This is a genomic window from Chryseobacterium sp. 'Rf worker isolate 10', assembly GCF_050753305.1.
Taxonomy (GTDB): domain Bacteria; phylum Bacteroidota; class Bacteroidia; order Flavobacteriales; family Weeksellaceae; genus Chryseobacterium.
Window position 1 is genome coordinate 431,125 of record NZ_JBOZOF010000002.1, and the last position, 25,378, is coordinate 456,502.

The 25,378-nt window shown below is 36.9% G+C and carries 23 protein-coding genes; 11 read left to right on the top strand and 12 right to left on the bottom strand.

The window, feature by feature from the left end:
• The first annotated feature begins 77 nt into the window (after window positions 1-77).
• The 4 genes from LKL37_RS11930 to LKL37_RS11945 all read left to right on the top strand — a co-directional run bounded on the left by LKL37_RS11930 (window position 78) and on the right by LKL37_RS11945 (window position 951).
• Window positions 78-272 (top strand): bacteriocin-like protein, encoded by a 195-nt coding sequence (locus LKL37_RS11930; protein ID WP_431610795.1) that lies wholly within the window; start codon window positions 78-80, stop codon window positions 270-272.
• 51 nt (window positions 273-323) lie between these two features.
• Complete coding sequence (locus LKL37_RS11935; RefSeq protein WP_156121586.1) at window positions 324-494, top strand: bacteriocin-like protein; 171 nt, start codon at window positions 324-326, stop codon at window positions 492-494.
• Between the two features lie 62 nt (window positions 495-556).
• On the top strand, window positions 557-766 hold the full coding sequence (locus tag LKL37_RS11940) for a bacteriocin-like protein (protein ID WP_047379010.1): 210 nt from the start codon (window positions 557-559) through the stop codon (window positions 764-766).
• An 11-nt stretch (window positions 767-777) separates the two neighbouring features.
• On the top strand, window positions 778-951 hold the full coding sequence (locus tag LKL37_RS11945) for a hypothetical protein (RefSeq protein WP_431610796.1): 174 nt from the start codon (window positions 778-780) through the stop codon (window positions 949-951).
• Window positions 952-1,024: 73 nt separating this feature from the next.
• Here the strand turns inward: LKL37_RS11945 and LKL37_RS11950 are convergent, their stop codons facing one another.
• From LKL37_RS11950 to LKL37_RS11965, 4 genes are all read right to left on the bottom strand, one after another.
• The gene (locus tag LKL37_RS11950; protein WP_431610797.1) at window positions 1,025-1,186 is read right to left on the bottom strand and encodes a bacteriocin-like protein; all 162 of its coding nucleotides are present in this window, start codon (window positions 1,184-1,186) and stop codon (window positions 1,025-1,027) included.
• Between the two features lie 52 nt (window positions 1,187-1,238).
• Complete coding sequence (nadA, locus tag LKL37_RS11955) at window positions 1,239-2,258, bottom strand: quinolinate synthase NadA (protein WP_034694934.1); 1,020 nt, start codon at window positions 2,256-2,258, stop codon at window positions 1,239-1,241.
• Between the two features lie 110 nt (window positions 2,259-2,368).
• On the bottom strand, window positions 2,369-2,935 hold the full coding sequence (gene gmk, locus LKL37_RS11960; RefSeq protein WP_129038118.1) for a guanylate kinase: 567 nt from the start codon (window positions 2,933-2,935) through the stop codon (window positions 2,369-2,371).
• A gap of 86 nt (window positions 2,936-3,021) precedes the next feature.
• The gene (locus tag LKL37_RS11965; RefSeq protein WP_431610798.1) at window positions 3,022-3,879 is read right to left on the bottom strand and encodes a YicC family protein; all 858 of its coding nucleotides are present in this window, start codon (window positions 3,877-3,879) and stop codon (window positions 3,022-3,024) included.
• A gap of 178 nt (window positions 3,880-4,057) precedes the next feature.
• On the opposite strand from LKL37_RS11965, the gene miaA reads away from it, so the two are divergent.
• Window positions 4,058-4,978 (top strand): tRNA (adenosine(37)-N6)-dimethylallyltransferase MiaA, encoded by a 921-nt coding sequence (gene miaA, locus LKL37_RS11970; RefSeq protein WP_431610799.1) that lies wholly within the window; start codon window positions 4,058-4,060, stop codon window positions 4,976-4,978.
• A gap of 250 nt (window positions 4,979-5,228) precedes the next feature.
• Here the strand turns inward: miaA and LKL37_RS11975 are convergent, their stop codons facing one another.
• From LKL37_RS11975 to LKL37_RS11990, 4 genes are all read right to left on the bottom strand, one after another.
• Window positions 5,229-6,641, bottom strand: a complete 1,413-nt coding sequence (locus tag LKL37_RS11975) for an efflux transporter outer membrane subunit (RefSeq protein WP_431610800.1) — start codon at window positions 6,639-6,641, stop codon at window positions 5,229-5,231.
• Window positions 6,642-6,813: 172 nt separating this feature from the next.
• Window positions 6,814-9,996, bottom strand: coding sequence for an efflux RND transporter permease subunit (locus LKL37_RS11980; protein ID WP_431610801.1), 3,183 nt, complete (start codon window positions 9,994-9,996; stop codon window positions 6,814-6,816).
• Between the two features lie 40 nt (window positions 9,997-10,036).
• Window positions 10,037-11,197, bottom strand: a complete 1,161-nt coding sequence (locus LKL37_RS11985) for an efflux RND transporter periplasmic adaptor subunit (RefSeq protein ID WP_105701916.1) — start codon at window positions 11,195-11,197, stop codon at window positions 10,037-10,039.
• Window positions 11,198-11,561: 364 nt separating this feature from the next.
• On the bottom strand, window positions 11,562-12,158 hold the full coding sequence (locus tag LKL37_RS11990) for a TetR/AcrR family transcriptional regulator (protein WP_089689792.1): 597 nt from the start codon (window positions 12,156-12,158) through the stop codon (window positions 11,562-11,564).
• Window positions 12,159-12,457: 299 nt separating this feature from the next.
• Here LKL37_RS11990 and LKL37_RS11995 point away from each other — a divergent pair, with 299 nt between their 5' ends.
• On the top strand, window positions 12,458-13,012 hold the full coding sequence (locus LKL37_RS11995; RefSeq protein WP_047378998.1) for a thioredoxin family protein: 555 nt from the start codon (window positions 12,458-12,460) through the stop codon (window positions 13,010-13,012).
• 115 nt (window positions 13,013-13,127) lie between these two features.
• On the opposite strand, the gene LKL37_RS12000 is transcribed toward LKL37_RS11995, so the two are convergent.
• A complete protein-coding gene (locus tag LKL37_RS12000) occupies window positions 13,128-14,033 on the bottom strand; it encodes an AraC family transcriptional regulator (RefSeq protein ID WP_431610802.1) in 906 nt (301 codons plus the stop codon).
• A gap of 123 nt (window positions 14,034-14,156) precedes the next feature.
• Between LKL37_RS12000 and LKL37_RS12005 the strand changes: the two genes are divergently transcribed.
• Genes LKL37_RS12005 through LKL37_RS12015 form a run of 3 tightly spaced genes read left to right on the top strand, consistent with a single transcriptional unit; the run spans window position 14,157 to window position 19,323 of the window.
• Window positions 14,157-15,386 carry an MFS transporter gene (locus tag LKL37_RS12005; protein WP_431610803.1) on the top strand — a complete coding sequence of 410 codons (1,230 nt, stop codon included), beginning with the start codon at window positions 14,157-14,159 and terminating at the stop codon, window positions 15,384-15,386.
• A gap of 2 nt (window positions 15,387-15,388) precedes the next feature.
• On the top strand, window positions 15,389-16,870 hold the full coding sequence (locus tag LKL37_RS12010; RefSeq protein ID WP_431610804.1) for a trehalase family glycosidase: 1,482 nt from the start codon (window positions 15,389-15,391) through the stop codon (window positions 16,868-16,870).
• 23 nt (window positions 16,871-16,893) lie between these two features.
• Window positions 16,894-19,323, top strand: coding sequence for a TonB-dependent receptor (locus LKL37_RS12015; RefSeq protein WP_431610805.1), 2,430 nt, complete (start codon window positions 16,894-16,896; stop codon window positions 19,321-19,323).
• A 133-nt stretch (window positions 19,324-19,456) separates the two neighbouring features.
• Here LKL37_RS12015 and LKL37_RS12020 read toward each other — a convergent pair whose 3' ends face one another.
• Window positions 19,457-20,095 carry an MBL fold metallo-hydrolase gene (locus tag LKL37_RS12020; RefSeq protein WP_431610806.1) on the bottom strand — a complete coding sequence of 213 codons (639 nt, stop codon included), beginning with the start codon at window positions 20,093-20,095 and terminating at the stop codon, window positions 19,457-19,459.
• 70 nt (window positions 20,096-20,165) lie between these two features.
• Between LKL37_RS12020 and LKL37_RS12025 the strand changes: the two genes are divergently transcribed.
• Together LKL37_RS12025 and LKL37_RS12030 are read left to right on the top strand one after the other, a co-directional pair.
• Window positions 20,166-21,383, top strand: coding sequence for a type IX secretion system plug protein domain-containing protein (locus tag LKL37_RS12025; RefSeq protein ID WP_431610808.1), 1,218 nt, complete (start codon window positions 20,166-20,168; stop codon window positions 21,381-21,383).
• A gap of 370 nt (window positions 21,384-21,753) precedes the next feature.
• Complete coding sequence (locus LKL37_RS12030) at window positions 21,754-23,718, top strand: M4 family metallopeptidase (protein ID WP_431610809.1); 1,965 nt, start codon at window positions 21,754-21,756, stop codon at window positions 23,716-23,718.
• A gap of 88 nt (window positions 23,719-23,806) precedes the next feature.
• Here LKL37_RS12030 and hemH read toward each other — a convergent pair whose 3' ends face one another.
• Window positions 23,807-24,835 carry a ferrochelatase gene (gene hemH / locus LKL37_RS12035; RefSeq protein WP_431610810.1) on the bottom strand — a complete coding sequence of 343 codons (1,029 nt, stop codon included), beginning with the start codon at window positions 24,833-24,835 and terminating at the stop codon, window positions 23,807-23,809.
• Window positions 24,836-24,850: 15 nt separating this feature from the next.
• Complete coding sequence (locus tag LKL37_RS12040; RefSeq protein ID WP_431610812.1) at window positions 24,851-25,378, bottom strand: NADPH-dependent FMN reductase; 528 nt, start codon at window positions 25,376-25,378, stop codon at window positions 24,851-24,853.

Sequence of the window (25,378 nt, forward strand, 5' to 3'; positions counted from 1 at the left end):
TTCCTTTTTTAGAGATATATTTGGTGTAATTGATTAAAAATGTTACATTTATCATATTAACTAATAATAAAATAACCATGAAAAATTTAAAGAAACTGAACCGTCAAAATCTGAAATCCATCAGTGGAGGAAATGTGAATAACTGTTTTGAGAATTGTCCTGCCGGACCCTACGGACCGGGTGAACCAAGATCATGTGCTGATTATTATGCATTACCGGAATGCTGTAAAGGAAGAGTATTAGTAAGCTTTGAATGCTTCGGTCCTTACTAATTTAAACGATAAAAATTTATTGCTAATACAGAATACCAAAATTATTATACTATGAAAACAATTAAGAAATTATCAAGAGAGGATAAGAAAAATATCAAGGGTGGTTTCACGGATATTCAGATTGAGGCATGTGGGGGAGAGCAATTTGTATGTTTCCGTGGAGGGGGAAAATGGGGATGCTGGCTGAAACCGGGAGGAACCTGTTATGCACCAATGCTGTAAGTATTGGCTGCTTATACGATCCGATGTAAAAAATCAAAATCAGAAATTTAATTAAAACTACTATGAAAAATTTAAAGAAATTAAACAGAAAAGAACTTGAACAATTAAATGGAGCAGCAGGTCCGTCAAGATGTGCGGGATGCCCACAACATGCTACATTCGGAGATGGTCCTGAATATCAGTATCCATGTTCTGCTTATCAGGGACTGCCTGATTATTGTAAGATGTGTGTTCTGGTAAGCATGGAATGTGTGGATGGAGGGGTGTCTTAAAATTTTAAAGTATGAAAACAATTAAAAGATTAAGCAGAAGAGACCTGGAACTGGTGAATGGAGCAGCTATTTCAAGATGTGATGGTTGCCCTACCCATCTTGTTTTTGGTCCGGGTTCATCCAGTGATCCTTCATGTGAGGCCTATTGGAACCTGTCCAAAACTGCAGAATGTGTGTTGTGGTAAGTATGGATTGCTTTGTTGCAATTACTGCAGACTAAAATAAAAAAAGCACTGTAAAAACAGTGCTTTAATTTTATTAACAATTAGGAGGGAAATGCTCTCCTTTTGGGATACAAATTGATTCTCCATTGCATCCTGATCCGCAGGTCTCATGTATTTCACAAAAGTTGCAGAAAGTTCCTGCTCCACCGTTTACTCTTTTAAGATTTTCTCGGGTTAATTTTTTTAGATTTTTCATATTTATTATTAGTTTGAATGCTAAATATAATAAATATTGAATGACAAAAAAATTATTTTATGCTTTTAGAAAGATCAAGCATGGCTTCAATAGGCTTCAATGCTTTTAATCTTAATTCTTCGTCGATAAGAATTTCAGGAAGCTCATATTTCATACATAAATAAAGCTTTTCCATGGTGTTACGCTTCATGTAGAAACATTCTGAACAGTTACAGCTTTCGTCAAAAACCAATGCAGGAATAAGTTCTTTGTGAGGTGCACGTTTTCTCATTTCGTGAAGGATACCTTCTTCTGTAGCGATGATGAATTTCTGACAGTCATCTTTTTCTACATAGTTCAACAGAGCAGAAGTGGAACCGATAAAGTGAGCCAGTTTCAAAACAGCTTCTTCACTTTCAGGGTGTGCAATCAGTTTTGCATCCGGATTGTCTGCCAGCTGCTGGGCAATTCTTTCCATTGAGAATGCTTCGTGTACTACACAGCTTCCATCCCAAAGGATCATATCACGACCTGTTTTTTTAGATAAATATCTTCCCAGGTTTTTATCCGGTGCAAAGATAATCGGTCTGTCTTTTGGCAGTGCTTCAATTACTGTTTCTGCATTTGAACTTGTTACGATGATATCACTTTCTGCTTTAGTTTCTGCATTACAGTTGATGTAAGTAGCAATTAAAGCATTCGGGTGCTGTTCACGCATTTTTCTCAGTCCTTCTCCGGAACAACCGTCTGCCAGAGAGCATCCAGCCATGGTATCAGGAAGAACTACTTTTTTAGTTGGATTCAGAATTTTAGCGGCTTCTGCCATGAAATGTACTCCGCAGAATACAATCATATCAGCATTGGTATCTTTTGCCTGTCTTGCCAGCTGTAAAGAATCTCCCAGGAAATCAGCGATATCCTGAATTTCTCCGGGCTGGTAATAATGGGCAAGGATTACCGCATTTTTTTCTTCTTTCAGTTTAAGAATGGCTTTCACCAATTCTTCTCCCTGAGGAATAGCAATATCTTTAATATCCAGAAATCCTCTGACAGGAATTGCAGATTTAGCTTTTTCTAATGTTTCGGTACTCATATCAACCTCAATTTTTTCTTTTATAGAAGTTAGAGATTAGAAACTAGAGGTTAGTATAAAATGAGGATAATTTTCCTGACACTAAAAAACTAACTTCTAATTTCTAACTTCTAGTTTCTTTCTATAAAACTTTTTATTAAACTTTCTATTTCTATTTTAGCTGCATCAAGATCTTCATTAATAACGATCTTGTCAAACTCGCTGGCGTAGGTCATTTCTTCTTCTGCCTTTGCTACACGGGTTTTTATGGTTTCTGCATCATCTGTATCTCTGGAGATCAATCTTCGTTCCAATTCTTCAATGGAAGGTGGTTCTATAAAAATAGACAGTGCTTTTTCACCGAAATATTTTTTTAACGAGATGCCTCCTTTTACATCTACATCAAAAATAACTACTTTTCCCTGCTTCCATATTTTTTCTACTTCAGATTTTAAAGTACCGTAATATTTGTCAGTATATACTTCTTCATATTCTACAAAAGCATCTTCAGAAATTTTCTGTCTGAATTCATCCGGTGTCAGAAAATGATAGTCCACAGCATGAACTTCACTTCCTCTCGGCTGTCTCGTTGTACATGAGATTGAAAATTCCAGTTCAGGAAATGTTTCTAATGAATGCTTTACCAATGTAGTTTTTCCGCTCCCTGATGGTGCTGAAAATATAATTACTTTATCCATTTTTTACAATTTCGGGTTACGAGGTCCGAGTTTCGGGTTCTTTTCTTAGAAATGACAACCACACATCTCGTAACTCGTACCTATCATTACAATACGTTTAACGTTTGTTCTTTAATTTTTTCAAGGTCATCTTTCATCATCACAACCAGTTTCTGGATTTCTGCGTGATTGGCTTTAGAACCTAGTGTATTAATTTCTCTTCCGATTTCCTGAGAAATAAAGCCCAGTTTTTTTCCGTTGAAAGATTCATTGTCCATTACTTCTTTATAATATTTCAAGTGCTGGGCAAGTCTTACTTTTTCTTCAGAAATATCAAGCTTTTCAGTGAAGTAGGCCATTTCCTGATAAAAGCGTGTTTCATCCACATTTTCAAATTCTTTTAAAGATTTCTGATAACGTTCTTTAACGCTTACAATTCTTTCTTCTTCAAAAGGAATTACTTCTCCAAGATACTTGTCGATATTCTGAATATTCCTGTTTAATTCTTCATGTAAAATGCTGCCTTCAGTTCTTCTGAATTCTTCGAACCTGTCGATTGAATTGTTAACAATCTTAGCCAAAGCTTCCCATTCGCCTTCCGTCAATTCGTCAGGTCTTGATGTAATAGCATCAGGAAGTCTTACCGCCATTTTAAGGTATTCGAAATTGGGTCCGTCAGAAGCTATGTTTTTAAGTTCATTGATATAAGAATCAATTAAATTTTTATTAATTTTTACATCATTGGACTCCTCAAGATTCTCAATATTAACGTAGCAGTCTACTTTTCCACGGATAATTCTATCGTTAAGAATTTTTCTGATTTCAAATTCTTTTTCTTTATAACGTAAAGGAATTTTAATATTCAAATCAAAGCTCTTGCTGTTCAGAGATTTAATATCTATAGTAATTTTTTTTCCTTCAAAAACATCTTCGGCTCTACCGAATCCGGTCATTGATAAAATCATAGTTTTTTATTGTTCTACAAAGATAAACATTTAAGTCTATAGTTTGGTTAATGTTGAATGGCTGGAAGATGGAGGCTGGATGTTAAAATTAAATATAATTTATATTTATAATAATCTTCCTACTTCCTGCCTCCATCTTCCAGCCAATTAAATAAACTCGTTTTCGTAAATTAGCGCTGTGAAAAAGAAAAATTTAATTTCTGTTGTAGGACCCACCGGAATTGGTAAAACGAGATTGGCAATTGATTTGGCTCAGTATTTCAATACGGAGATTATCTCCTGTGATTCCCGTCAGTTTTTTAAAGAAATGAAAATAGGAACAGCAGCGCCCTCTGAAGAAGAACTTGCTGGAGCACCTCATCATTTTATCGGAAATCTTTCAGTGGAAGAATATTATTCTATCGGGCAGTACGAAGAAGATGCCCTTCAAAAACTTAATGAACTTTTTACCAAGCATGACACCGTAATTCTTGTTGGCGGAAGCATGATGTATGAAAAAGCGGTGATAGAAGGTCTGCATGATTTGCCAGAAGCGAATGCTGAAAATCAGGAGAAACTTCAGACTATGATGGAGCAGGAAGGAATAGAAAAGCTTCAGGGAATTTTACAAGAACTCGATCCCGAGTATTTCAGTGTGGTGGATATTCACAATCACCGCAGGCTGTTGAGAGCCATTGATATTATCTGGCAAACGGATAAAAAATATTCTGAACATATTTCGGTTTCTCAAAATGGCAGAGATTTTAATGTGATCCGTATCGGAATAGAAGCTCCAAGAGAAGAACTGTACGACAGAATCAACCGCAGGGTAGATATTATGATGGAAAACGGATTGCTGGATGAGGTAAAGGGTCTTGAAAAATTCAAAGAGCTGACTGCTTTAAATACGGTAGGATATGCAGAGCTTTTCAAATATTTTGATGGCGATTGGGACCTTGATTTTGCCGTTTCAGAAATAAAAAAGAACAGCCGCAGATATGCAAAACGCCAGCTGACATGGTACAGAAAGGCGGATGATATTCATTATTTACAATTAGGATATTCTGAAAAAGAGTATGAAGATTTGCTAAAATGGATTGCGGAGGAGTTTGAAAAATAAGATGCTTTTACATTATTAAACGACTTTAGGAGTTTTTAAAATATAGATTCCTACGGAATGACATAGTGTGCGGATAAACTAAGCGCTTAGTTTGTCATTCTGACGAAGAAAGAATCTCATCGATTGTTTTTTTAAGATTCTTCATTCCACTTTGTTGACACTACAGATGGTAATTAATTAGGGCGTTTTTATACTAAAAAAATGCGGCTCTGAAAAGAACCGCATCTTAAAACAAATATAATTTAATTTACTACTTCCAACCGCCGCCTAGCGCTCTGTATAAATCTACAATGCTGCTTAATCTCTGTCTTTTAATGGAAGCCAGATTCAACTCTGCCTGTAGGGAATTTCCCTGTGCTGTAATCACTTCCAGGTAATTGGCTGAACCTCCTTTGTAAAGAAGTTGTGCACTTTTAATTCCGTCTTTCAACGTGGAAGATTGTTCTGTGGCTTTCAGTTCCTGAACTTTTAAATTTTCATTAGAAACCAAAGCATCAGAAATTTCTCCGACAGCATTCAATACCGATTGACGGAATGCCAGAACATTTCTTTCCCTTTGAATTTTTGCTACTGCAAGGTCTGTTTTTAATTGTCTTTTCTGGAAAATAGGCTGGGTAATTCCTCCTAAAACGGATCCGAATAACGAAGCCGGAATCTGAAACCAGTTATCAATTTTAAATGAATTTACTCCTCCATTGGCTGTAATCTTCAATGCCGGATACATATTCGCCTGAGCAATTCCTACCATGGCATTGGATTCTAATAAAACCAATTCCTGCTGGCGCACATCCGGTCTGCGGCTTACCATAGCTGCCGGAAGCCCTGCGGAGATATTCTGAGGTAAAGAAGTATCAGACATTTCAATGGTTCTGTTTACTTTGTTAGGCAGTTCACCTGTCAGAATACTCAATGCATTTTCCTGAATAGCAATATTCTGTTCCAGCTGAGCAATCAGAAGTTCTGTTGCCTGTTTCTGTGCGGCTGCCTGCTGTACTCCTAAAGAGGTGTTATCACCACTTTCCCACATTTTCTGTGTAATCATCAGGGTATTGCTGCTTAGCTCCAGATTAGATTTTGCAATAGCTAATTGTCTGTCAAGCATTAACAGGTTATAATACCCTTGTGCAATTGCTGCTACTACTTGAGTCTGAACTGCTTTTGAACCTTCATAGGTTTGAAGATACTGCATTCTTGAAACTTCCTGCTGGTTTTTGATTTTTCCCCAGATGTCTGCTTCCCATGAAAGGTTGAAGGCTGCATTATAATCTTCAACATGGCTTGAACCTAAAAATAAATTTAAGCTTTGTCCGTTCATACTGTTTTTGGAAGGTCTTGAAATCTGTCCGCTTACTCCGAAACCAACGTCCGGATATTGCATATATTTTGCCTGTTTCAGCTTTTCCTGTGAAGCAGCAACCTGCTTTAAGGCGATCTGAAGGTCATAATTATTTTTAATTCCTTTTTCAATCAATCCCTGTAAAATAGGATCGCTGAAAAACTGTTTCCATTCCAGATTGGCTATACTGGCTGTGTCGGCAGTTGCTGTGTACTGAAACTTTTCCGGAAGAGGAAGCTCGGGTTCCGCATATGCCAGTTTAGACACACACGAAACAGAGCCTATAGCCAGTGCAAATGTTAGAATAATATTTTTTACTCGTTTCATAGTTTTTAAACTTTTAATTGAATACAAAACTTAGAGAGGTTTCTGTTGAGGCAAAAATTGTCTTTAGTAGGAGAAAATAGTTAGCTTTTTTAAACCATTAAGAAAAGTCAGGTGAATAGTTAGCCCTTTATGATCTTAAAATTTTCTCTAAGTTTTTGTAATTCATTTTTTATTAGTGACTAGCAGCTAAAAGTTCTTCCTCCATTTGTTTTTTCAGAAGTCTTTTCTTTTTTCTGCTTGGCATTTTTTCATGCAGATACTGGAATACCACATACATTACCGGAATGATAAAGATTCCCAATATTACTCCTGTAAGCATTCCTCCTACGGTACTATAACCGATAGAGTGGTTTCCTTTTGAAGAAGCACCCTGTGTCCATACCAGTGGAAGCATTCCCACGATGAAAGCAAAAGAGGTCATTAAGATCGGTCTTAAACGTAATCTTGATGCCTGAAGTGCAGATTCAATTAATGTTTTACCTGCTTTTCTTCTCTGTACGGCAAACTCTACAATCAGGATGGCATTCTTGGCCAGTAGCCCGACCAGCATGATCAATCCTACCTGAACATAAATATTGTTATCAATTCCTGCTAATCCCGTGAATGCAAATACTCCGAAAATACCTGTTGGAATGGTAAGAATAATAGCAAATGGAAGGATATAACTTTCATATTGAGCTGCCAGTAAGAAGTAAACAAACAGGATACTTAAGAAGAAGATAAATGAAGTCTGTCCACTTGTTTTGATCTCTTCACGGGTAATCCCTGTCCACTCATATCCATATCCTCTCGGAAGGGACTGCTGAGCAACTTCTTCTACTGCTTTGATGGCATCTCCGGTACTGTAACCAGGTTTTGGAGTTCCGTTAATTGTTACTGCGTTGAAAAGGTTATTTCTTGTTACCGTTTCAGGACCGAAAGATCTTTTTAACGTTACCAGAGTTTTGGCAGGAACCATTTCTCCTGATTTATTTTTCACATAGATTCCTTCCAGTGAATTAACATCTGTACGGTAAGGAATATCTGCCTGAGCCATTACTCTGTAATACTTTCCGAATCTGTTGAAATCCGATACAAAGCTGCTTCCGAAATAAATCTGCATGGTCTGCATCAATTCTGTTACAGAAACACCCAACTGGTTGGCTTTATCAGTATCTACATCAATAGTATACTGAGGGTTTCCAGCCGCATACGTTGTAAAGGCAAAAGCAATTTCAGGTCTTTTCATCAGCTCTCCAATGAACTGTTGAGTAGTTGTTCCCAACTGTTCGAAAGAACCGTTTGTTTTATCCTGAAGCATGAATTCAAATCCGGAAACGTTACCGAAACCTTGTACAGTAGGGAAGTTGAAGAAGAATGCATTGGCATCTTTTACCTGGCTTACCTTACCTGTCAATGTTGCTGCAATCTGATCAGGGTCTTTCATTTCACCACGCTTGTCATAATCTTTAAGTTTAATGAAACCTGCAGAATAAGGAGAAGCATTAGCATTACTGATGAAGTTCATCCCATCCGCTACCCAAAGGTGGTTGGTTGCTTTTTCACCATTGATAATTTTATCAATTTGAGCTGTAGCTCTGTGTGTTCTTTCTAATGAACTTCCCGGAGGAGTATTCACTGCATACAATACGAACCCCTGGTCTTCAGTAGGAATAAATCCTGATGGTGCTTTTTTGATCAAAAATACACTTGCCGCTGTAATGATGACAAGACCTCCTATCGCAACCCATTTGTTTTTAATTAAAAATTTAAGGCTGTAGATATACTTTCTGGTCATGCTGTTGAAACTGGCATTGAAAGCATTGAAGAATCTTGCTCCAAAACCTTTTTTATGACCGTGTTCACCATGTTCTCCCTGAGGATCATTTAAGAACATCGCACATAATGCCGGGCTCAATGTTAATGCATTCACTGCTGAGATTAAAATCGCAATCGCTAATGTGAAAGCAAACTGTCTGTAGAAAACCCCTGCAGGTCCCTGCATGAAACCAACCGGAATAAATACGGCACACATTACCAATGTAATGGAAATGATGGCTCCTGAAATTTCACTCATCGAGTTCATTGTAGCCTGTTCTACCGGCATCCCTGTCTGTTCCATTTTAGAATGGACGGCCTCTACCACTACAATGGCATCATCCACTACAATACCGATGGCCAGAACCAATGCAAATAAAGTAAGCATGTTGATACTGAAACCAAATAACTGCAGGAAGAAGAATGTTCCGATAATCGCTACCGGTACGGCAATAGCAGGAATTAATGTAGATCTGAAATCCTGAAGGAAAATAAATACTACAATAAATACCAATACGAAAGCAATAACAAGCGTTTCCACAACCTGATGAATTGAAGCATCAAGGAAGTCTTTGGAATTATACATGATAATGGGTTTCACTCCTTTTGGAAGCGTGGTTTCCATTACTTTCACCTGCTTTTCAATTTCTGTCAGGATTTCGTTGGCATTAGAACCTGCGGTCTGTAAGATCGCAAATCCGGCAACGGGTTTTCCGTCTACTCTGTTGGTGGCAGTATAGGTATAAGATCCAAACTCTACTCGTGCAACATCTTTTAATCTTAAGAAAGAACCATCACTATTTGCTTTGATAGCAATATTTTCATAGTCTTCATTCTTATTCAGTTTTCCTTTATACTTAAGGATATATTCGTAAGTTTCCTTACTTCCCTGTCCAAGACGGCCTGGGGCAGCTTCAAGGTTGTGATCTTTAATGGCTGCTAAAACTTCCTGTGGAGAAAGATTATTTGATGCCAGACGATCCGGTTTCAACCAGATTCTCATGGAATAATCCCTTGTTCCGAATACCTGAGCCTGTGCAACTCCGGGGATACGCTGTATCTGTGGAATAACGTTGATCTTCAGATAATTTTGAAGGAATAATTCATCATATTGTTTTTCATTTTCACTGGTCAGTCCCATGAACATAATCATACTGTTCTGAACCTTCTGGGTTGAAATCCCGGCCTGTACTACTTCCTGAGGCAGCTGGCTCATTGCTTTTGATACACGGTTCTGTACGTTTACCGCTGCATTATCAGCATCTGCTCCCTGTTTGAAGTACACACTAAGTGTCATGGTACCGTCATTACTGGAGTTAGAAGTCATATAGGTCATATTTTCAACCCCGTTCACTGCTTCCTCAATAGGAGTGGCAACCGAACGTGCTACCACTTCAGCATTAGCTCCAGGATAGAATGCCGTTACCTGAACGCTTGGTGGAGCGATATCCGGAAAGAGGGCAATCGGTAAATTAAAGAGAGACAAAGCTCCCAATAATAAGAGTATTATGGAGATGACCGTTGAAAGGACCGGTCTTTCTATAAATTGTTTTAACATAAGAAGTTTATTTTTTTAAGTCTTCTGTTTTCGGAAAGGACTATAATGGTTTTGCTTTTAATAAGCTGTCAGACGAAATATTTTTCGGTCTGATGGATGCGCCGTCTTTTAAGCTTCCGATTCCTGTGTATACGATTTTTTCTCCACGGGAAAGTCCTTCAGAAATAAAGTAATAGCTGTCTGTTTTTCCAGATATTTTAATAGGTCTCCCCATTACTTTTTTATCTTTATCCATCACATATACATAGGTTTTATCCTGAATTTCGAATGTAGATTCCTGCGGAATAACTACTGCGTTCGAGATCAGCTGAGGCATACGCACTCTTCCTGTGTTTCCGGTTCTTAAAGTTCCGTTGGTATTAGGGAAAACGGCACGTACGCTGATAGCTCCCGTAGTTTTATCAAATTGCCCGTCTACAATACTCAATCTTCCTTTTTCAGGGTAAGTACTGTTATCGGCGATGACAAGATCTACCATCGGCATATTTTTCAGCTTTTCTTCTAAGCTTGCTCCAGGGTATTTGTTTTGGAAAGCAATGAAATCAAGTTCACTTAAAGAGAAGTAGGCATAGATTTCACTGATATCAGATAATAAAGTCAATGGATTTACATCTGTTCTTGAGATCAAACTTCCTTTTTTGTAAGGAATTCTTCCGATATAACCACTTACAGGAGCTGTAATCGTTGTAAATCCTACATTGATTCTTGCGCTTCCAACAGAGGCTCTGGCTTGAGAAGCAGCGGCAACGGCAGCTTCATAATTGGCTTTTGCTGTTTTAAGCTGTACATCAGAAACTACTTTTGCAGCAACCAGTGGCTGAATTCTGTCTACTTCCACTCTTGCTTTTTGAATATTGGCATTGGCAGCCTGAAGATTAGCCTGAGCCATATTCATCTGCTCGCCGTAGCTTCTTGAATCTATTTTAAATAACGGTTGTCCTGCTCTTACATAAGCACCTTCTTCTACATAGATTCTATCCAGATATCCGTCTACCTGAGATCTGATTTCTACGTTGTTTTTCCCTTCCAAAGCAGTTGGGAATTCCTGATATGTAGTGGCTGGTGATGTAATAACGGTATAAACCGGAAGTTCTGGAGCTGGAGGTGCGGCATTGGTTCCTTCTGCGGCTTTTGTGCAGCTCTGTAAAAGAATTATACTTGCAATAAGTACAATAAACCTTGTTTTTCCAGGTAATTTCATTGTTGGTTTAATTTTTTTAATGAAGTGTTAGAGGTAAGTAAAGTGTTTTGATAAATGCTGTATTTTTTCCTAACAGTGTTAATAATTAGTTCAAAAAAAATTACAGAATTTTTAATGTCCAATGAAGTCGATTGTTTCCATAATTGAAAATTGTTTTTAATGTATTTAAGTGTATAATGATGGTGTAAGGTGTGTTAATTTTACTAACAGTGTTAATTGATAAGCAAAAAATGACTAATTTTAACAACTGAATACTATGAATGGCTCCATAAATGATTGCGTTTTTAATCAGGAATAACAGAATAATTTAAATCAATCCGGTGTTAAATTTCCTAACGGTGTTAATTTTTAATTCAAAAAAAATTTACAAAGACTTAATAAAAGCCGAAACAGTTTCGTCCAAAGTAGTCTTATTCATTGTTGAAGGGATATCAGCTGTACGCATCATCATAATAGAGATCATTCCGTGTACGGCAGAAAACAGAGCATGAGACATATGACAGGCATTGTCCGGATTGGATCCGTTTTTCTTAATAATCTCATAGGTGCATTCATAGATAAGCTCCTGAAATGATGAGAATTCTTTTTTCATCTGACCTTTTCCGCAGCACTGCATTCCAAGACCAAACATTAGCTGGTAATATTCCTTATTTTTAAAAGCAAAGTTCCAGTAAGCATCCACAATCGCAACAAGCTGTTCTTCCGGAGTACTATGTTTCTGCTGAGCTTTTAATAATTCTATATGTAACTTGTGGAAGCCATCTAATGAAATTTCAAATAGAATAGCTTCTTTATTTTCAAAATAATCGTACACCACCGGGGCACTATACTCAATAGCGTCTGCTATCTTTCGCATAGAAAGTGATGCCCAGCCTTCAGTTTTAGCCAACGTGAAAGCAGCCTGCAAAATATTTGCGCGGATAGATTCTTTTTCTCGTTGACGGCGTTCATGTAGACCCATGATATTTATTTACTAACAGCGTTAGCAAAACTACAAACTTTTTAGTATAACTTCCAAGGGATATTATACATTTAAATTCAAAAGGCGGTTTATAGAAGATACTAACCAATCGGCTGGAAGCTGGAAGAATGGGAGCTGGAAGTTGTTTTGCGTTAAAAAATTACCATTAATAGAATTTGACTATAACTATTTTTGAGGAGCAAATATCTTCCTTCCTCTATCAAAAATAAAATGTCTGTTTCAGAACCCAGCTCAATTAATAAAAGAAATATCTATCTTTGCGGTAAAGAAAAAAGGATATGAATACTCCCTCAAATATGCTGGCATTAGGAACAAAAGCCCCGTTTTTTGAACTTCCTAACCCGTCAAAAACGAATGAACTTCAGTCTTTGGATGAACTGAAAGGAGAAAAAGGAACTTTGGTAATCTTCATGTGCAACCACTGTCCGTTTGTTCTTCACGTGATCGACAAGATCAATGAATTATACGAAGATTATAACGAACGTGGAATTGAATTCATTGCCATCAATGCTAATGATATTGAAAAATATCCGGCAGATTCTCCTGAAAAAATGATTGAATTCCAAATTGAAAGAAATTTTGATTTCCCTTATTTATTCGATGAAAGCCAGGCTGTAGCTAAAGCTTACGAGGCTGCTTGTACACCGGATTTTTATTTCTTTGATGATAAACTTGACCTTGTATACAGAGGTCAGATGGATGATTCAAGACCTGGAAATAATAAAGATGTTACAGGTGAGGATCTGATTATTGCTTTTGAAAATCTTTTGGCTGGAGAAGCGCAGGAAGAAATTCAAAGACCTAGCATGGGATGCAATATTAAATGGAAATAATTACTGGTTGCTGATAATTTAGTGACTGGTTTTACTCATCATAATACAAGGCTGCTCTTTCAGAGTGGCTTTTTTTGTTTCTTATTGATTCATAGTTAGGAGTCTAAACAAATTATTAAAAGCTTACTTTGGGCTTAGCTTCCTTTTCAATCTTTATATCTACATTGACATTGCTGTGAGAATAATTCCGGATAAATTCTGAAGGAGTCTTCCCCGTATATTTTTTAAACATCCTGTTAAAATACGTTACATTATTAAAACCGCATTGGTAACTGCATTCTGAAATAGACCTGTCCTGGGCCATCAGCAAGCATGCTTTATTGATTCTATAGCGGTTCACAAACTCTGTAAAAGTAATCTGAGTTGCTTTTTTAAAGAAATTGCAGAATGCAGGCAAAGTAAGATTGGCCAGTTTGGCAACGTCTTCAATATCAATTTCTTTGTCGTAATGATGTTCTACATAGGTGAAGATATTCTCAAGGCGGGTTTTATTTTTTGAAATAATGGTATAAGGCATGATTTCCTTATTTAAGAGATCATAATCCTCACATTTCGAAAGCTCAAAAAGAATTTCAAGCAATAGTAAATATCTTTTATAGCCTTCAGATTCTAACATCAACTTCAGTTTGGGAAGCATTACTTTTTTTACTTTATGGTGAAAATGAATCCCGTATTTTGAAAGTTCCAGCAGGTTTTTGATGGATCTTGCTTCTACTTCCTGTTGGGGAAACTGAAGGATTTCTTCTTTGAACTGCAGCACAATTTCTTCATGAGGATCAATAGAATTCAGCCCAAATCCGGAGTGGGGAATATTGGAACCAATTAATACCAGATCTCCATTCGTATAATTACTTTTATGATAGCCTACATGGCGGGTTCCGTTCCCGGAAATGACACATACCAACTCAATTTCGGGATGATAATGATATTCCCATTTGAATTCTGAAATGGGAGAATTATTATGAATGGTACGGAATGAACTCTTTTCATTAGGGATTACCCTTTCAAAAGTAACTTTCATTTAATTAATCATATTTATTCATTAAAAATACTAAATATATTAATATAGTTCAAATATTGATTTACTGTGTTAAATTATCGTTAACAGAAATGCTTCTATCTTAGCCGACAAGAAATAACCTGAATGAAAAATCTTAACATCAAGGCCGTTTTATTTTTAAACTATTTTGTCTTCGCAATTCTTCTGAATTCTGTAGGAACAGTCATTCTACAGGTACAGCAGAATTTTGGGATCTCAAAATCTTCGGCCAGCATTTTGGAAGGCTTCAAAGATCTTCCGATTGCCATATGTTCTTTCATTCTGGCTTCATTTCTTCCGAAGATAGGAATCAAAAAATCGATGCTGATTGCTTTACTGCTGGTAAGCTGCATGTGTTTTGTAATGCCGTTTACCAATGACTTCTGGGTATTCAAATTATTATTTGCAACCGTAGGGGTTTCTTTCGCATTGATTAAAATATCGGTTTTTACTTCTATCGGGCTGGTAACGGAAACAGATAAAGAACATTCCAGCTTTATGGGATTTCTGGAAGGTTTTTTCATGATCGGAGTATTGGCAGGAAATGTTTTATTCAGCTTATATATAGACGATCATAATCCTAAATCTACAGAATGGCTGAATGTATATTGGGTTTTGGGAGGACTTTCAACTTTATCTTTTTTATTCTTATTCTTTTCAAAACTGAACGAGCAGGAAGCTAAAAGTGAGAAAACAGATCTCCTGGGAGATTTAAAAAACAGTGTAAGCTTATTCAGTTATAAAAAGGTATTGTGCTTTTTATTATGCGCTTTCCTTTTTGTACTGGTGGAGCAGAGCTTTCAGACCTGGACGCCTACTTTTTATAAAGAAATTTTAAAAGTGCCTACATCTATGAGTATTCAGGCCGGAGCGGTATTAGCAGGGGCCTTTGCTTTGGGAAGATTTTTGTCAGGATTCTTCTCTAAGAAATTCAGCTGGATTTATGTAGTTTCTTTTTGTGTGGTTGGTTTTGCCATCAGTTTACTGCTGGTTTTACCTCTTACCCATAATATTCATATTGATACGAATACAAATTGGATGAATGCTCCTTTGGTGGTCTATTTATTTCCTTTAATGGGAGGTTTGCTGGCACCTATTTATCCAAGCATTAATTCTGTAATTCTGGCATCTATCCCCAAATATCTGCACAGTGCCATGTCAGGATTGATTGTTGTTTTCTCAGCAATCGGGGGAACCATCGGTTCTATCATTACCGGTTTTGTGTTTCAGGAGTTCAGCGGGCAGCAGGCATTTTATCTTTCCCTGATTCCGCTTTCATTACTGATCACATCTGCGGTCTTCATGAATAAATTAAAAATTAATCCTAAAAAATAACAATGAGTAATCAGCTTTATATAAACGAAATTCAAAGTCTGTTTGATGCGGTGCAGAGATCTGAAATTTTTGAAGATCAGAAAATGATGACGGATGCAGTTCCTCTGTTTCCTATTGCAAAGATTAATGAGGATTATGAACAATCAAAAAATACCGAAGGCTTTAACCTGAAAGATTTTGTGATGGCTCATTTTGATTTTTTAGGAGCAAGAGTTTCTGTACACAGAGAAGAACAACTTCCAATTGGTGAACATATTGAAAAATTATGGGATGAACTGACGCGTACAGCATATGAAGAAAAAGGAACCCTTTTAAAATTACCAAAACCATATATCGTTCCGGGAGGTCGTTTTAATGAATTTTTCTATTGGGACAGCTATTTTATTATGCTTGGATTAAAGGTTTCCGGAAGAGTAGAAATGATGGAAAACATTATTGAAAACTGTTCTTATCTGATTAAAAATGTTGGATTTGTTCCGAATGCGAGCAGAACACATTTCTTAAGCAGATCGCAGCCTCCTTATTTTTCATTAATGCTGGATCTTCTTTTTGAAACGACGCATGATGAAGGAATTTATAAACAATACCACGAAACTCTGGAGAAAGAATATGCTTTCTGGATGAATGGCGAAGAATGGCTTGAAAACGGATCCAGTGTAAAAAGAGTGGTTAAAACAACAGACGGAGATATTCTGAACCGTTATTATGATGCAGAAAATGCACCGCGTCCCGAAAGTTATCTGATCGATATTGAAGATCATGAGACCACTTCAGGAGACGAATTTTACAGAAACATAAGAAGCGCCTGCGAATCCGGCTGGGATTTTTCCAGCAGATGGTTCGCAGACGGAGAAAATATACAGACGATAGAGACGCTGAATCTTGCACAGGTTGATCTGAACTGCCTTTTATGGCATTTGGAAATGACTTTGGCAAAATCTTCAGCACTTCAAAATCTGAGTGAAAAAAATAATTATTTTTCAGAAAGAGCAGCAAGCCGAAGACAGATGATCAATACCTATTTCTGGGATGGAAATACTAACAATTATAAAGATTATCACACTAAAAAAAACACAAACACACCGTCTGAACATATTGCTGCTCTTTACCCTTTATTCCTTGGAATTGCAGATCAGGAACAAGCTGAGGGTGTTGCTAAAGCGGTTGCTGAAAAATTTCTTTATCAGGGAGGGCTTGTCACTACAACTAAAAATTCAGGACAGCAGTGGGATCTTCCCAATGCATGGGCTCCCTATCAATGGCTTGGCTTTAAAGCAATGAAAAATTATGGCTTTGATGAACTGGCAGAAAAAATTAAAAACAACTGGTGTTCCAATGTAGAAAGAGTCTATAAAAACACCGGGAAGCTGATGGAAAAATACAATGCATTAGACACAGAAACAATAGCAGGCGGCGGGGAATACCCCAATCAGGATGGATTCGGTTGGACCAATGGAGTGTATTTACAATTACAACAAAACTGAAACTAACAATAAAAGATATGGCTATGAAAAAAAAATCGATCTTTTTAATCGCCGCTACAGCTACATTATACTTTAATAATGCTTATGCCCAGGAAACTCCGAAAGATTCGGCAAAAGTTTCTTCTATAGATCAAATTGTCATTACCGGAAATTCCGGTCCTAAGAAAAAAATAGAATCCAGTACTGCGATTTCCACATTTAGTGCTAAAGAAATTCAGAAGCAGAATCCTATCAGTGCAGCTGCTTTATTGCAGAGAGTACCCGGGTTTGCTGTGGAAACTTCAGGAGGTGAAGTAGGAAATAACCTTTTCGCAAGAGGAATTCCTTCAGCAGGAGCTTATGAATTTGTACAGGTACAGGAAGACGGTCTTCCGGTTTTTGAAGATGGGGCACTTCAATTTGCGAATGCAGACAACTTTTTCCGTGTAGATAATTCGGTAAGCCGTCTGGAAGCTCTGAGAGGAGGTTCAGGGTCTATTTTTGCTACCAATTCTCCTGGGGGACTTATCAACTTTATTACGAGAGAAGGAACCAATGATTTCAGAGGAACTGCAAAAGTGGAAACAAGTACTTACGGATTGATGCGTACAGACCTTAATGTAGGCGGAGCATTGGTTCAGGATAAATTATTCTTCAATATCGGTGGTTTCTACAGAACAGACAGCGGAATCAGAAAAACAGGTTTTAAAGCAAACGATGGAGGGCAGATCAGAATGAACCTGAAATATGTCTTTGATAAAGGCTACGTAAAGGTATATTATAAAAAACTGGATGATAGAAATACATTCTTCCTTCCGATTCCTTTGATTCAAAATGGAGATGATTTGAAAGGGTTCCCAGGTTTTGATCCAAACTACGGAACATACAGCTACAGATCAATCAGCCAGTTGAATATCCCACAGGCCGGAGGAGGATTTTTCAAAAGAAATCTTGAAGACGGAATTCATCCGAAAGTAGATGTTTTAGGTGCCGAGTTTAAATATGATCTTGGAAACAATTTCACTGTTTTAAACAAAACAAGATATACGAATATCAACATGAATTATACAGGAATTTTCCCTGCCGGAGCTCCATACACAGCAGGAGATTTTGCCAAGCGTAGTGGGATTGCCGGAAATAATTATCAGTATTCATTAGTAAGTAACGGAGCTGTAGTAAATCCTGCCAATGTACAGGAACTAGGGTTCTGGGCTATTGACAAGCAGATGAATAATTTTGTGAACGATTTGCAGTTCAATTATAAATTTGACAAAGGAAATGTTACCGCAGGTTTCTATAAATCAAACTGGAAGTCTCACCAATACTGGAACTGGAGCAATATTCTGGCGACTGCAACAGACAGACCGGAATTGCTGAATCTTGTAGATACTTCTCTTACCCCTTTGGATAATGGATATTCAAAAACATATAACGGGGTTACCAGTATGACGTTTCTACAGAGAGACACGCAAACTCAGGGAAGTTTGAATGATCTTTATGTAAACTTAGACTATAATATTACCGATGCTTTAAGTGTGAATGGAGGTCTTCGTTACAGCCACGATTATTATAAAGGGAATTTTGCCAATACAACGACTGCCAATTTAAATAATTCAGGGTTAACAACGGATGGAACTCACGGTTTCAACACGACAACTGCTGATGATAATATGAGTGTATTAGGAAATAAATACACGTATTGGAGCTATAATATTGATAAAGTGTCTTTCACTTTAGCTGCTAATTATAAAATCAACAGAGAAAATGCTGTATATGCCCGTTTTTCTAACGGTTTCAGATCTCCGAATGAAGAAGCATACTACAATTATTTCTCCAACCCGACTCCTGATAAACCGTTAAAATCTGTAACAACCAATCAGCTGGAAGTAGGGTACAAGTATTACTCGCGTACTTTTGATATCGCAGTGATTCCTTTCTATTCTACCTTAAAAAATCTTTCCTTTACGGATATTTTCTCTAATGGAAAATCTGAAAATACATTTGCCAATACCCAAAACTACGGGGTTGAATTTGAAGGATATGCCCGTCTGTTCAATAATATTTTAGAAGTTTCATTCAACGGAACCGTTCAGAGCCCTAAATATAAAAACCTTGAAGCAGGAAGTCTTCTTGAAGGAAATGTAGTACGAAGAATGCCGAAATTTTTCTTTAATATTTCACCGGCAGTTAATATTACAAAAGCATGGAGAGCCTATGCAAGCATGAATTACTATGGAAAACGTTTCCAGGATGAGAAAAACGTACAAACCTTGCCAGCTTTCACAGAATTCGGGGCTGGTACCTCTTATCAGCTGGGAAAAATACGTTTTGCAGTTGATGGAACCAACATCTTTAATACCATTGGCATCACAGAAGGAGATCCAAGAGCAGGATCACCAAACGGTGACGGAACCATTATGGCAAGACCTATCATGGGAGCTGCTGTAAGAGCATCAATTACTTTAGATTTCTAAAACAGACTCTATTTCTTCTTACCAAAATAAAACCACCAGAAATTTCCGGTGGTTTTATATTTTTATTTAAAAATTAATCTCATAATTGATCATAAAAAGATCCGCATAATCTGCGAGAAACTTTATTCATCGTTTATTTCAAAAACGGATTATACTGTTTTTCAAATCCAATAGAGGTAGGATTTCCATGTCCGGAGAAAACCTGAGTATCATTATCCAGAATGAAAAGTTTCGATTTAATACCCTCAATCAGCTGATCATAATTTCCTTTGTAAAGATCTGTTCTACCGATACTGCCTTCAAAAAGAACATCCCCTGAAATCATGAATTTCTGATTGTCATTATGATACACCACACTTCCCGGAGAATGTCCCGGAACATGATAAATTTTAAACTTCTCACCATCCAAATCCAGTTCATCCCCTTCCTTGATGTATTCTACATCCACTTTTACAGGATCTATCTGCATTCCGAACCTTACGCCGCTCGCCTGAAGCATATCCAGTACTTCCTGATCTTCCTGGTGCATATTCACAGGAACTTTGAATGTATCAAAAGCCCACTGAAGCCCAAATACATGATCAATGTGCGCATGTGTCAGAAGTATCTTCTGAATTTTCAGTCCGTTTTCTTTGATGAAGTTATCAATCGCCTGAGTTTCCTGTCCGCTCATATTTCCCGGATCAATTAACCATGCATTTTTATTTTCGTTATAAATGATGTACGTATTTTCGCTCGCAAAGTTGAATACGAAACCTTGAATCTGAAGCATATCTGAATATTTTTTATTCAAAAATACGATATTATTAAGAAAATGGCTATTTTTCGTTATCTTCGTCATAATGAAAACTTTGCGAATACTCCTACTTTTTTTGAGCGGACTGGTTTTTGGACAAAACATCCAAAGTATTCAGCTGTTCAATCCTCAGACCAATGATGAAACCCCGGTAATTAAGATTGGCGAACAGCTGGTTCTTGGCTTTGACGATCTTACCAACGGCAGCCAGATCTACAGGTATACATTCAAACATTATGACAGAAACTGGAACGAAGATAATCTGTTTTTTACAGAATTTGCTACCGGAAGCATGAATGCACTTCTGGATCAGTTTCAGTATTCCTTCAATACATTACAGGCTTATACCCACTATAAACTGGTTTTTCCGAATGATAAAATCCAGCTAAAGGTTTCAGGGAATTATGAACTGATTGTCTACAAAGATTCTGCAGACCAGCCTCTTTTCAAAAAAAGATTTTATCTTGTAGAAGATGTAACCTCTGTAGCTTTAAATATTTCAAGATTTGCAGATGCAAAAAAGCCTAATCTTAACCAAAGGGTAGAAGTGAATGTTTCTCCGAAAGGTGGAGATATTTCTTCCAATGTGAATTCAATCACAATGAATGTGATGCAGAATAACAACCCAAATATGGTAATTTCCAATCTTAAGCCAAGCAGTGTTTTAGGAAATCAGGTGCTTTTCCAACAGATGAATCTTACCTTCCCAGGAGACAATGAGTTTTATTATTTCGATAATAAAAATATGAATATGGCTGCCGATATGGTACGTGTTACCGAAATAAAAGATGATGTCAACCAGACCTATCTGCATCCGGTATGGGCATTTCCTTTAAATTATCAATATCAGCCAGATGTGAATGGAGCATGGTATTATAGAAGAAATGATTTAGGAAGAGAAAGAGATGCCGAAAGAGAAGCTGACTATTCATGGGTACATTTCTATCTGGAATCGGATCCTGTGGATAAAGAGATTTATGTTCTAGGAGGGTTTAATAATTTTTTGCCAAGCAAAGAAAATCAGATGCAGTATGATGCAGCTACCAAACAATATGTTGCTAAGATATTCCTGAAGCAAGGGTTTTATAACTATGTTTTGGTGACAAAAGATGGAAACGGATTGAACTTCGGTGAAGTGAATGGTAACTTCTGGCAGACGGAAAATCTTTATCAGGCATTTCTTTATTATGCTCCGTTTGGAAGAAATTATGATGGTCTGATGGGATATGGTGAATTCAGAACACCTATTGCCAATAAAAGATAATCATGATCTGATATCAAATTGCATAAAAATTTACCTATAAAATAGGACTGTCTCTTAAGATGGTCCTTGTTTTTTTGTCAATTTTGAGAATATCGGGCAGTAAAATTTCATAATTGGCTTAATTTTTTCGATTATAATGCACTGCATAGTGAAAAATATTAATTCATAAAATTTTTATTTTAATTAAATATTTTAATCTAAAAATTATATTGTTGAAAAATTATATTTAAATATTTTTCTTTGTTTTAAAATCATCATTGTGTTTTATTTATTGATTTATAATATCAATTGAATTTTAATCATGATTTATATCATTTTATTGTGAAAAGTTTATACATTCGTCAATACAATCAACCAACCAAATATTATTATGAAAACGAAATTTATCTTAGTGGCAAGCGTTGCTGCCTTCTCTTTTGTTTCTGCACAAAACAAACCATCAAAATTAGATCCGGGTAAAAGCGGCTTACATGCAGAATTCATGCGATTCGAAAAAAATGCACCAGCATTCCAGGGAAGTCCTGTTTTGTTTGATGAAGCATCACAAAGGCTTTCTCAGGGACAAGGACTTAAGTTAGGCCTAGAGAGAGATGCATTGGGTTTTGAAACTCATAGATTCCAACAGACCGTAAACGATATTCCTGTAGAATACGGAATGATGGCAGTACAGACAAAAGACGGAAAAATCGTAGGACAGTCAGGAAAATGGGTTCTTAATGTTCCGAAGGGAGTTGAAAAGAAAGCCAATCTTTCTGAAAACATTGCACTGCAAAATGCTTTATCATTCATAGGGGCAGAATCCTACAAATGGCAGAATAGAGAAGAAGAAGATTTTCTTAAAAAAGACTCTAAAAATGCCGATGCAAGCTTTGCTCCTAAAGGTGAATTGGTATATTATTCAGATCCTACAGATGAAAAACTGAATGACTTAACACTCGCTTATAAATTCGATATTTATGCGGAAAAACCATTAAGCAGACAGTATGTTTTTGTAGATGCTAAAAATGGTAAAATACTGGGAACGGATGCCATCATCCACGAAGTAAATACTCCGGGAACAGCTACAACAGCGTACAGCGGAAGCAGATCTATTGTTGCGGATTCTTATAACGGAAGCTACAGATTAAGAGAAACCGGAAGAAACGGAGGTACCTCAGTAGAAACATACAACCTGAAAAAAGGAACCAATTATTCAACAGCAGTAGATTTTACAGACACAGATAATGTATGGAATAATGTGAACACCAACAAAGATCAGTATGCTACCGATGCTCATTGGGGAGCAGAAATGACTCTGGATTATTACTATACAAAATTCGGTAGAAAAAGTATAGACAACAATAATTTTGCAATCAAATCTTACGTACATTATTCTACTAATTATTTCAATGCATTTTGGGATGGTTCCAGAATGACCTATGGAGATGGAAGTTCTACAACAAACGGAGGAAAACCATTAACAGCTCTTGATGTTTGTGGGCACGAAATTACTCACGGTATGACTTCTAAAACAGCCAATCTTGCTTACCAGAGAGAATCCGGAGCATTGAATGAAGGTTTTTCTGATGTTTTTGGAAACTCAATAGAACGTTGGGCAAGACCTACTCAGGCAAGCTGGACACTGGGTGAAGATTTCAGTTATGTAATCAGAGATATGGCAAATCCAAATGCTTATAGCCAGCCGGATACTTATAAAGGAAAATACTGGAAAGATGCAAGCAGTTCTTGTACTCCTCAGGGAAATCCTAATCTACCTGGATATAATGATTCATGCTGGGTTCATACCAATTCGGGAGTGCTTAACTTCTGGTATTATTTATTGGTAACAGGAGGTTCTGGTACGAACGATAACAGCTTTGCTTATAATGTTACCGGAATAGGATTAGATAAGGCAGGAGCTATTGCTTACAGAACATTAACAACTTACCTTACTTCATCTTCCAATTATGCAAATGCAAGAACATATTCTATCCAGGCAGCTACTGATTTGTACGGGGCAACCAGCAATGAAGTAACTCAGGTTAAAAATGCATGGAATGCAGTAGGTGTAGGAGGAGGAACTTCTGCAGCAGGAAAAGTGGCAGCTGTAGATACTCAGCTTTATACAATAAGTCCAAACCCTGCAACAGACAGGTTTACTGTAAACTTTGAAGGTAAAGCAGGAAAAGGAATTGTAGAACTGGTAAGCCTTACAGGTAAGAAAGAAATTTCTGAAAAAGTTGAGCTTACAGACGGTATCAATAAAGTGAATATCCAGTTACCTTCCAATATACTACCAGGAGTATATATTGTAACAGTAAATGGGCAGAAGGCAGGAAATCTTATTAAAAAGTAAGTAGACACCACATCAAATCTTAATATATTCAACGAAAAGGCCACAAGTTAATTCTTGTGGCCTTTTGTTTATTTTTGACTTCAATGAATTATATCAAATAAAAATCATTCAGCTTTTCTTCACAAAGTATTTTTACGACATCGATCCAGCGGTCTTCATCATTCAGACATGGAATATAGTGGAAATTTTCACCCCCGCCATGCATAAACTGTTCTTTACCTTCTACAGAAATTTCTTCCAGAGTTTCCAGACAGTCAGAAACGAATGCAGGACATACAATAGCCAGATTTTTAATTCCTTTTTTACCAATTGTTTCTAACGTTTCATCCGTATAAGGTTCAATCCATTTGTCTTTTCCTAATCTTGACTGAAAAGAAACAATTGTTTTCTCTTTAGGCAAATCCAGTTTTTCAATAACGCGCTGTGTTGTTGTATAACATTGATGACGGTAGCAGAACTGATGGCTCGGATTATCTTCTCTGGAACAACAGTCATTAAGATTACAGGTCTTTGTAGGATCTGTTTTATAAATATGTCTTTCCGGAACTCCATGATAAGAAAACTGCAAAGCATCAAAATTTTCAGGAAGCTTCTCTTTAATACTTTCTGCCAGACAGTTGATATAAATATCCCTGTTGTAAAAAGGTTGAATATAATTGATTTTTATCCCTGGAAACTTCTTTTTTCTGACCTCTTCTGCCTTTTCGATAACAGTTTCTGTGGTACTCATAGCATATTGAGGATATAAAGGGAAAAGAACAATTTCTGTGATTCCCTGATCTACCAATTTCTGAATACCGGTTTCAATGCTGGGCTGCGCATATCTCATCCCGATTTCCACCGGAACATCTACCACTTTCTGAAGTTTTTTCTGAATTTGTTCAGTGATAACAATCAATGGTGATCCTTTATCTGTCCAAACCGTTTTATACGCTTCAGCAGATTTGGCGGGTCTTGTTTTCAGGATAATCCCTTGTACAAGCAGAGCACGAAAGATCCAACGGTAATCAATCACCCTCTCATCCATCAAAAATTCATCAAGATATTCTTTTACGTCGTTTACAGAGGTTGATCTCGGCGATCCGAGGTTGACCAGTAAAATTCCTTTCTTATTCAATATTCTAAATTTTAATTATGAAACAGAAGTTGTAAAATCTGTTACTAATTTTGATACTTTAGCAAAGGTATTACTTTCAAGTAAGCCATTGCTGTCAAATTTGCCTTTTATTCCCTTTATTAATGCCTGATGTTTATCATCCACTGCTGCGCCGAGAGTTTTTAAGATTAATAATAACTCTTCGTGGCCTTTTTCTCCACTGGCTGAAGCGGTGATCACAGCTACAGGCTTTTCAGAAAAAATGGTTGTAGAAACACACCATTCCAGCATATTTTTTAATCTGCCAGGAATGCTGAAAATATATTCGGGAGTAGAAAATATAACTCCCGATGAATTTTTAACATCTTCCCTCATCTTCAGCACCTCTTCCGGAGTATTTTCGTCTGTTAAGGCAGTATCAAAATGGGGAAGAACAGAAAGATCATTGTATATCTGGAAATCGGTACTGTCCATATTTTCCAGTATCTGCTCCATCAGTTTCAGGTTGCTGGAATTTTCTGAAGCGCTTCCAATAATGACCACAATTTTCTTTCTGTAAGGCAT